This window comes from Microbacterium sp. (assembly GCF_030149085.1).
Lineage (GTDB): Bacteria > Actinomycetota > Actinomycetes > Actinomycetales > Microbacteriaceae > Microbacterium.
The window spans coordinates 1-9296 of the sequence record NZ_JASBSF010000294.1 but is presented as its reverse complement, the minus strand read 5'-3'; the positions used below and the strand labels follow the sequence as shown (position 1 = coordinate 9296).

Below are 9296 nucleotides of genomic sequence, written 5' to 3'. Positions count from 1 at the left end.
CGGCGTACCAGGGGGCGGGCAGGCCGACGGAGTCGACAGGCTTCGCGATCGCCTGCGAGAGCAGATCCGGAAGCTGCGGGAACCCGTAGTCGCCGAAGGCGCCGCCGCTCGGGTCACCAGGTCGGTACGCCCACGTGGCTTCGGCCCAGGCCTGCACACCCTGGTAGCTCGAGCTCGCGTAGGCGGGATCGACGCTCAGGCCGTCCATGAGATCGATGTACCACCGCAGCTCCATGTGCGAGTGCATGTCGGCGGAGTCGCCGGTGACGATCGCGGCGCTCATCGGCGCGCCCGTGAGAGGGCTGTACCGGGCATCCGAGAATGCCTGCACCATTGCTGCTGTCGCATGTGGGCTCAGTGGATCCTGCGGGTGGAACGCGGAGCCCCACGCCGAGTGGTCTTGCACGATCATCGGCTCGATGCGGCCGGGGGACTGTGCGTCGATGACGTGCAGATCAGAGAGGTGCCCGAGGTACAGCAGCGAGCGTCGTGCCGTCGTGCGCGCGCCCGCGGGCGCGGCACGCAGGATGTCGAGACGAGGGATGTACGGCTCGCCCGGCCCGGTCACGAGTCCCCGGTAGGACCCCTGGATGACGCTGCCCTGCAGGATCGTCTGCTGCAGGGTCGTCGGGATGCCGGCAGCGGTCTGTGCTGTCGTCTGCGCGCGCGCCGCAAGACCGCGTCCGAGCACGTCGACGTTCAGTCCGGTGGCGGCAGCGAGCGCTGCAACGCCGGTAAGGAAGTGGCGGCGGGACAGTCCGGGCATCGATGCCGTCCGTTCGGGTCAGGCGACAGTGCTCTGACTTTATCGGAACGGCGCGGCTCAACCGGAGCGAACTCACGCGTCGGGTCGTTCGATCAGCACGAGGCCTTGCTTGGTCAGTGCCACAGTCACCCATCCGTCGCCGAACAGGTAGGTCATGCCGTACCCGTCCTCATCGACCGCGACGGCGTATTGCGGGTCTGTCGTGATGTAGGTGCCTTGGGCGCCGTCCTCGCGCAGCCAGCCTTGACCGATGAGTTCGGTCTGCAGGCGCGTTGCCTCGCTGCTGGCGATCGGTGCCCACCCGAAGAGCAGCAGGTTGTCGGTCGCGGGCCCGTCGAAGTCCGCCCACGTGCACTGCAGGCCTCCCTCGACGACCGTCGCGCCGACGAGGAAATCGTCGGCCCGCGAGGTCCATCCGTAGCTGGTGAGTTCGTCGACCAGTGAGGCGGAGATGAGCGTGTCGCACGTCGGTGCTGATGCCTCTGCTGTTGAGCTGGGGGAGGCATCCGGGGTCTCGATCGGCCCTGCGGGCGGGGCGGATTCGGTGGTTGCCGACGTGGGCTCCGGAGTGGGGGTTGTCGAGCACGCAGCAAGGACCAGTGCCGCCAGCAGGATCGGTGCCAGCAGCGCCGCGCGCGGTGCTCGGGTGATCATGACGCCGCCTCGTCGCCACGCAGCAGGTCGATAAAGGCGTCGTGCAGGATGCCGTTCGTGGCGATTCCGGATCGGTCACTCAGCGTGTGAGTGCCATCGACCGCCGTGAACCGGCCGCCGGCTTCCTGCAGGATCGGAACGTAGGGAGCGATGTCGTACTCCTTCACACCGAACTCGGCGACCATCTCGAGGCGGCCCTCGGCCAGCAGCATGTAGGGCCAGGCGTCGCCATATCCGCGGTCCCGCCACACGGCGCGGGTCAGGCGAATGAGGTTATCGACACGACCCACTTCGTCCCACTGCCCGATGCTCTGGAAGCTGACGCTCGCCCTGTCGAGGGAGTCGATGTCGGATACTTGCAGCCGAGTCGCTTCACCCGATGGGTTCGCGGTCCACGCACCGAGCCCGGTAGCGCCCCACCAGAGGCGCCCGAGCGCGGGCTGGCTGACGACACCGACACGGGGCACGCCGTCGATCGCGAGGGCGATGAGCGTCGCCCACATCGGGATTCCCTTGAGATAGTTCGCTGTGCCGTCGATCGGATCGATGATCCACTGCCGTGCCTCGTTGCCTGATGCCCCGAACTCCTCGCCGAAGATCCCATCCGTCGGCCTCTCGGACTCCAGGATGTCGCGGATGGCCCGCTCCGTGGCCAGGTCAGCCTCCGTCACGTGCGTGGCATCAGGCTTGACACGGATGTCGAGATCAGCCGCGTCGAACCGGGCCATTGACACGGCGTCAGCGGCATCCGCGAGCCGCAGCGCGAGGTCGAGTTCTGCCGAGAGATCGCCGTCGAAGGGTGCGTCAAAGCTGTTCATCGCGGGAGAGAAGCTCACAGACCAAGGATAGGCGGCGGCGCCTCCCGCGATTTCTCGGTGACGTAATCGTGATGCTAGAGTAGACCCTCGGTTCGCCGCGCAATCTGAGCGTCGCAAACCTCCGCACCTCTAGCTCAATCGGCAGAGCAACTGACTCTTAATCAGTGGGTTCAGGGTTCAAGTCCCTGGGGGTGCACCACCTTGTCATCGCTCTCGCGTGTTGCTTCCGCGATGCCTGCGCCGCTGCATCCGACCCCCTCGCGTGAGAGTGCTCTCACATAGCGTTCGCATAGCCGGCGCTAAAGGTAGATTCGTTGTCAGAGCAACACCTTCGCGATATTCGGGTAATCGCGAAGAAGGCGGCCCGGGTGAGAATTTCTCCCCGGGCCGCGTTTCTGTCTTCGCGCGAACCTCTCCGCAGGATGCCTAGCCGGCGTCTCCGATGAGCACTGCTGCGCCTTCCTCCTGCACATCGGCGACGTGACCGTCGATGCGGGTAAGGGCTCCGCGCCCGAGCAGGATGATCAGTCCCGACACCAGAACCGCGACGGCGGCGACGTAGTACGGCACGCTCGCCGAGAACGCATGCCACAGGAGTGCGGCAAGCGGGGGAGCGGCCGCACCGCCGAGGAAGCGCACCGCAGAGTACGCCGACGAAGCGACGGCCCGGGGGTGGTCTGTGGCTTCCATGACCGACTCCGTGAGCACCGTGTTCATGACGCCGAGTAGAAGCCCGCCGACGACGATGCAGGTGACCAGAGCCGCCGCCGACTCGACCAGCAGCCCGGCGACCAGCAGGTCGACGGCAAGCAGTGCCAGCACGGCCTGCATGATCGCTGTGCGAGGCATCCGTCGCGCGAGCGCAGGCGCGACCCAGACGCTCGTGATCGCGAGTGCAACGCCCCAGCCAAAGAAGGTCAGCCCGATCCCCATTGCGCCGAAGCCGAGCGGGAACGGCGAGAAGGCCAGCAGGATGAAGAACCCGATGTTGTAGAACAGGGCGGCGGCAGCAAGCACGGCAAGGGCGGGGGTGCGCAGTGCCCGTATCGGTGCCGACAGGGGGATGGGGGTTCGCCGTTCACCGGTCCCGCGCACGAGCACGGCGACCGCGATGAAGGCGATCGCCATGAGCACCACCACCCCGAAGAACGGCCCGCGCCAGCTGACCTCGCCGAGAAGGCCACCGAGGAGCGGCCCGATCGCGATACCCAAGCCCAGGGCGGCCTCGTAGAGGACGATCGCCGCGCCGCTCCCACCTATGGCCGCCCCGACGATCGTCGCCAAAGCAGTGGAGATGAACAGGGCGTTGCCGAGTCCCCAGCCAGCGCGGAAGCCGATGATCGCGTCGACGCTGCCGGACAGTGCCGACAGCAGAGAGAAGACCACGATGAGCCCGAGTCCCGTCATGAGGGTGGCCTTGGTGCCGATCCGGCTCGAGACCCAACTGGTCACGAGCATCGCAAGCCCCGTGACCAGCAGATAGCTGGTGAACAACAGCTCGGTCTCCACGGGTGTCGCGTCGAGCGAGGCGGCGATCGCCGGGAGGATCGGGTCGACCAAGCCGATTCCCATGAACGCGACGACACAGGCGAACGCAACGGCCCACACCTGTGCCGGCTGGCGCCAGACCGACGCGGCGGATGTCGGGGCGTGGGTGGATGCGGTCACTGGTTCCGTCCTGATGTGTTGAGGGGGACCTCGATCGTGCGTTCGCGCAGCAGCTGAGCAGTGCGCTCGAGCGCGGCACGGTCGTCTTCGGTGAGATCGGCGAACAGGGGTGCGAGTGTCTCGCTCAGCTGTGCCCGCCAGCGCGCAAGGGCTCCTCGCCCATCCGCGGTGATGCGCACCACGGTCGCGCGTGAGTCGTCGGGGTCAGGGGAGCGGGTCACGAGCGCCTCATCCGCCATCTGGCCGATCAAGCGCGTCATCCCGGGCTGCGTCGTTCGCGCGGCCGAAGCCAGTTCGCCGATCCGAAGCGCGCCCTCCCGCTCCAGGGTGGCAAGAGCCCGCCACTGCGCCGCGGGGGTGTCGTTTCCGGTGCGGTGTGCCGCGATGCGACCCAGTGAGTAGGCCGCGCTGATGATCGTCTCGATGGGGCCGGGGTCTGTCACGGTCTCGACTATATACCTCCGATATATAACGCAGGTATGTAAATGCGATCGGTCGCGAATGGGTAACGGATGCCGACATCCCGCTGCCACGACTTGCCCCGCGCCACTCCGTGACCTACTGTAGGTGCCACCTGAATCAGCTTTCAGGTATGCCCCTTCCAACGGTGAAAGGCACGCACATGCGGGTTACGAAGAAGTTGCTCCTGGGCACGGTGGTCGCCACCAGCGCCCTTGTTATGGCGGCCTGTGCGCCGCAGGCCGACGGCGGCGACGCCGGTGGCAGCGAGACGGCGGGACCCTCCGAGGTCACTGTCGGCATCGTCTCGAGCGAAAGCGGTCCACTTGCCGGGTACGGCGAGCAGTACCTGTGCGGTTTCCGCGCCGGGATGTCGTACGCGACCGACGGGACGAACGAGATCAACGGCACGACGATCAACGTCGAATACCGTGACGACGCCGGCGATCCCGACAAGGCTGTGACCGCCGTGAAAGAACTCATCGGTGACGGCGTCAACATCATCGCTGGCACGGCATCATCGGGTGTGGCGCTGGCGGTTGCGGAGCAGGCCGAACAGAACAAGGTTCTCTACATTTCCGGTCCTGCGGCGGCCGACGGAATCACCGGCATCAATGACTACACGTTCCGCTCGGGCCGCCAGAGCTCGCAGGATGTTGCGACGGCAGGCACCTTCCTCGACGACATCGAAGGCAAGACGGTGACCGTCTTCGCGCAAGACACCGCGTTCGGTCAGGGCAACGTCGCCGCAGTCGAGTCGATCCTCGGTGGCCAGGGTGCGACGGTCAACTCGGTGCTCGTTGCCGAGGACGTCACGGAGTTCACACCGTTCGCGCAGCAGGTGCTCGCAGGCAACCCCGACCTCGTCTTCGTCGCATGGGCAGGGGCAACCTCGGGCGCGATGTGGCAGGCGATGAGCCAGCAAGGTGTGCTCGACGCGATTCCGGTGGTCACCGGCCTCGGCGACTCCGCGACGTTCGGCGCGTACGGTGAGGCTTCGGAGAAGATCAACTTCCTGAACTACTACTTCCCCGGCGCCCCCGACAACGCCGTCAACACCGAGATGATCAGCCTGCTCGAAGAGGACGGCTGCACGCCCGATCTCTTCAGCCCCGACGGCTTCAACGCGGCGCTCATGATCGTTCACGCGATCGACGAGGGCCAGGGTGACGTCGATGCGATGATCGCGGCCCTCGAGGGCTACTCCTTCGACGGTCCGAAGGGCACCCTGACTGTGCGCGCGGGTGACCACGCGCTGCTGCAGGAGATGTACCAGGTCAAGCTCGTCGCCGACGGTGGCAGCTTCGTTCCCGAGCTGATCGACACGGTGTCTGCCGACGCGGTAGCCCCCGCCGAAGCGCAGTAAGGCCGAGAACCAATGAGCACTCCGGTTCCGTCCGCGCCCGCGCAGCATCCGGCTCCCTCTGCCCTGCGGGTGGAGAAGCTGGGTCTGCAGATCGGCGGCGCGACAATTCTGAAGGATGTCGACCTCGATGTGGCCCCGGGTTCCCTGGTAGGCGTCATCGGGCCGAACGGTGCGGGCAAAACCACGCTGTTCAACGTCGTCTCCGGCATCATGACCCCCACAGCAGGTCGGGTTCTGATGAACGGTGAAGACATCACGAGGATGTCTGTGCCCGCCCGGGCGCGGGCGGGGCTGGGGCGCACCTTCCAAACCTCGAGCCTGTTTCCCAAGCTCAGCGTGCTCGAGAACGTGAGGCTCGCCGCCCAGGTGGCTGTCGGGCACGACTACTCGCTCTTCCACTTTCCGGCGAGCAAGGATGCCGCAACCCGGCGCGCCTTGCAGAACCTCGAGGAAGTGGGCCTGACACACAAGCTCCTGACGCCAGCGGGAGACATCTCGCACGGTGACAAGCGCAAGCTCGAGATCGCGGTACTCCTGGCGATGGATTCGAAGATCGTGCTGCTCGATGAGCCGATGGCCGGCGTGGCATCCGGCGATGTCGCGGGCCTGGTCGACAACATCCGTGAGCTGCAGGAGAGAACCGGATGCACGGTTCTGATGGTCGAACACCACATCGACGTGCTGATGGGGCTCGTTGAGAAGGTCGCCGTGATGTACTTCGGCTCGATCATTGCGTTCGACTCACCCGCAGAGATCATGGCCAACCCGCTCGTGCAGAGCGCCTACCTCGGGAACGCCGCATGAGCGCCATCCTCGACGTCAGCGACCTGCGCTGCTCGATCGCTGGGCAACCTGTCGTCGAGAGCGTGACCTTCTCGGTTCCGGCCACCGGAATCACGGCAGTCCTCGGCCGCAACGGTGTCGGCAAGACCTCGACGCTGCGCGGCATCCTGGGACTCATTCATCGCCGCGGCGAGGTCCGTCTTGCCGGCGAACGGATCGACGGGCTTCCCACCCACCGCATCGTCCAGCGCGGCGTCGGGTACGTCCCGGAAGACCGTGAAGTGTTCGCCAAGCTCACGGTCGCCGAGAACCTTGCGTTGGCCGAACGGCAGCGCAACCCGCGACGCGAGTTCGTCGCCGAGCTCTTCCCTGACCTCGTGAACCGTCGCGATCAGATGGCGGGCACGCTGTCTGGCGGACAGCAGCAGATGGTCTCGGTCGCCCGAGCACTGATGAACGACAACCAACTGCTGCTGGTCGACGAGCCGACCAAAGGCCTCGCCCCCAAGATCGTCACCGAGGTGGCTGACGCCCTTGAAGAGGCTGCCAAGACGGTGCCGATCCTGCTGGTCGAACAGAACCTCGAGGTCGTGAAGCGCCTCGCGCACGATGCGATCGTCATCGACAGCGGCCGCGTCGTCCACGTCGGACCCGCCCGCGAGATCCTCGACGACGAGGACCTCACCCAGCGCTTGCTCGGTGTCCACGCCGAGTGGCAGGCGGATGCCGGAACCGCACCATCCTCGGAGGCGCACTCGTGAGCACCATCATCCTGACGCTCGTGACCGGTGTCGGTCTCGGCGCCCTCTACTTCCTCGTCGCCTCGGGGCTGAGCCTCATCTATGGCCTCATGCACGTCCTCAACTTCGCGCACGGTGCGTTCCTGACCCTCAGCGCCTTCCTCGGATGGATGGTCGCGCAGGCGCTCGGGACCGAGTCCTGGTGGTCGTTCCTGGTCTCAATCCTGGTCGGCGCCGCCGTCGGTGCCGTTTTCGCGACTCTCACCGAACTCGTCCTGATCCGCCCCCTCTACGAGCGACACATCGAGCAAGTGCTCGTCACGGTAGGACTCTCCTTTGCTGCCGTCGCCCTGTTCGAAGGGGTGTGGGGCACTGACGCCATTCCGATCTCGGGGCCGCCGTGGCTCAAAGAAACGACCGAGATCCTCGGTGCACGCATCCCCAACGTGTACTGGATCCTGATGCTCGCCGCCGGACTCGTTCTGGCAGCACTGGTGCTGTTCCTCAAGAAGACGAGGTACGGCATGATCATCCGCGCCGGCGTCGAGAACCGCTCGATGGTGACGGCGCTCGGGATCGACGTCCGGCGCTCGTTCACACTCGTCTTCGCGATCGGTGGGGCAGCTGCCGGCATCGGCGGCGTGCTGGCGATGCACTACTCGACCTTCGTCTCGGCGCACCTCGGATCGACGCTGCTGATCTTCGCGTTCATCGTCACGGTCGTCGGCGGCCTCGGGTCGCTGACTGGGGCGGCGGTGGCATCCGTGCTGGTTGCCGTGCTGCAGCAGTTCGCGAACTTCTACCTCGGCGGCACCGGAGACTTCATCGTCGTCATCCTGCTGGCGGTCGTGCTGCTCGTACGACCCTCTGGACTTCTCGGGAGGAAGGCATGAGCATCCGTCGATACTGGCCGGCCCTCGTCGGCGTCGGGCTCGTGATCTTCATGGCGGTTCTGCCGCTGCTGAACATCTCGATTCCCGGCATCCTTCCGACCCCCACCTACCAGCCCGGCACCCTCGCGCTGCTCTCGCTGTGCATGGTGTTCGCCTCGCTCGCACTGTCGTACAACCTGCTGCTGGGGACCTCCGGGATGCTGTCTTTCGGGCACGCCCTCTATTTCGGCGCCGGTGCCTATGGCCTCGGCATCGCGCTCGAGCACTTCGGGGTACCCCTGTTCCCCGGCGTGTTCGTGGCCCTGATCGGAGGAATGATCATCGCCTTCGTCACGGGCGCGGTCGCCATGCGCGTCTCGGGAATCCCCTTCGCGATGGTCACGCTCGCGTTCGCGCAGGCCGGCTCCGTGCTCGTCCGCCGCAATTCCGCGATCACGGGCGGTGAGGAGGGGCTGAGCCTGAACACCGAGCAGGTTCCCGAATTCCTCGTCGGCGTGATCAACACGCGCAACCTGTATTGGTTCGCCCTAGCGGTATTGGTGATCGTGTACCTCGTGACGCTCTGGGTCGATACCTCTCGCCTCGGTCACCTCGCCCGGGCCACCCGCGAGAACGAGCAGCGCGTTCGGGTCCTGGGCCTGCGGCCCTACCGGGTGCGACTCATCGTCTTCGTGATCGCCGCGGTGCTCGCGAGCCTGGCCGGGGTCGCCTACATGCTGCTGCAGTCGGGAACAGTTCCGCGCTCCGTCTCTGCCGATCTCACCATCACGGTGCTCGTCATGGTCGTGCTCGGTGGCGTCGGATTCCGGTGGGGTGCGATCGTCGGGGGAGTGCTGTACACCCTGCTCGATCAGCGACTCACGGTTCTCGCCGGGTCCGAAGCGATCGCGTCGCTTCCCGACTTCCTGCGCATCCCCCTGTCGGAGCCGCTGTTCCTGCTTGGTGCACTGTTCATCATCGTCGTCATGTTCCTGCCCGGTGGCATCGCCGGCACGATCGATGGCTGGTGGCGTCGTCGTCACGGCGAACGCCACGTGCGCGATAGTCTGCGGAGCATCGACGACGCGGAGGCAGATGCCGACGCGGTCGGTGCCTCGGAGGTTCGAGCGTGAGCAACGACGTACAAGACGAGTCGCACACGATCGGCCG

9 protein-coding genes, 1 tRNA gene and 1 pseudogene are annotated in these 9296 nt (G+C 66.2%); 6 read left to right on the top strand and 5 right to left on the bottom strand.

The features are described 5' to 3' along the window. The 3 genes and pseudogenes from Q1V87_RS12250 to Q1V87_RS12240 all read right to left on the bottom strand — a co-directional run. Positions 1-766, bottom strand: a pseudogene (locus Q1V87_RS12250) (hypothetical protein); the annotation flags it as partial. 72 nt (positions 767-838) lie between these two features. Beyond that, positions 839-1420, bottom strand: a complete 582-nt coding sequence (locus Q1V87_RS12245; RefSeq protein WP_300593266.1) for a hypothetical protein — start codon at positions 1418-1420, stop codon at positions 839-841. Continuing rightward, positions 1417-2238 (bottom strand): inositol monophosphatase family protein, encoded by an 822-nt coding sequence (locus Q1V87_RS12240; RefSeq protein ID WP_300593269.1) that lies wholly within the window; start codon positions 2236-2238, stop codon positions 1417-1419. The genes Q1V87_RS12245 and Q1V87_RS12240 overlap by 4 nt, the downstream gene beginning before the upstream one ends. A gap of 123 nt (positions 2239-2361) precedes the next feature. On the opposite strand from Q1V87_RS12240, the gene Q1V87_RS12235 reads away from it, so the two are divergent. Beyond that, positions 2362-2437 (top strand) — tRNA-Lys (locus Q1V87_RS12235). A 227-nt stretch (positions 2438-2664) separates the two neighbouring features. Here the strand turns inward: Q1V87_RS12235 and Q1V87_RS12230 are convergent. Together Q1V87_RS12230 and Q1V87_RS12225 are read right to left on the bottom strand one after the other, a co-directional pair. Further along, entirely contained in the window at positions 2665-3906 is a 1242-nt protein-coding gene (locus tag Q1V87_RS12230) for an MFS transporter (protein WP_300593264.1), read from the bottom strand. Beyond that, positions 3903-4349: a MarR family transcriptional regulator gene (locus Q1V87_RS12225; RefSeq protein WP_292712187.1), complete on the bottom strand. Its 447-nt coding sequence runs from the start codon at positions 4347-4349 to the stop codon at positions 3903-3905. Before Q1V87_RS12225 ends, Q1V87_RS12230 begins: the two co-directional genes overlap by 4 nt. Before the next feature lie 179 nt (positions 4350-4528). On the opposite strand from Q1V87_RS12225, the gene Q1V87_RS12220 reads away from it, so the two are divergent. From Q1V87_RS12220 to Q1V87_RS12200, 5 genes are read left to right on the top strand one after another with little or no spacing between them, the layout of a single operon-like run. Beyond that, the gene (locus Q1V87_RS12220; protein WP_292712286.1) at positions 4529-5731 is read left to right on the top strand and encodes a substrate-binding domain-containing protein; all 1203 of its coding nucleotides are present in this window, start codon (positions 4529-4531) and stop codon (positions 5729-5731) included. A 12-nt stretch (positions 5732-5743) separates the two neighbouring features. Beyond that, complete coding sequence (locus Q1V87_RS12215) at positions 5744-6535, top strand: ABC transporter ATP-binding protein (RefSeq protein ID WP_292712189.1); 792 nt, start codon at positions 5744-5746, stop codon at positions 6533-6535. Continuing rightward, entirely contained in the window at positions 6532-7275 is a 744-nt protein-coding gene (locus tag Q1V87_RS12210) for an ABC transporter ATP-binding protein (protein WP_300593259.1), read from the top strand. Before Q1V87_RS12215 ends, Q1V87_RS12210 begins: the two co-directional genes overlap by 4 nt. Continuing rightward, entirely contained in the window at positions 7272-8147 is an 876-nt protein-coding gene (locus Q1V87_RS12205; protein WP_292712193.1) for a branched-chain amino acid ABC transporter permease, read from the top strand. Before Q1V87_RS12210 ends, Q1V87_RS12205 begins: the two co-directional genes overlap by 4 nt. Beyond that, complete coding sequence (locus Q1V87_RS12200) at positions 8144-9259, top strand: branched-chain amino acid ABC transporter permease (RefSeq protein ID WP_300593257.1); 1116 nt, start codon at positions 8144-8146, stop codon at positions 9257-9259. The genes Q1V87_RS12205 and Q1V87_RS12200 overlap by 4 nt, the downstream gene beginning before the upstream one ends. Positions 9260-9296: the final 37 nt, after the last annotated feature.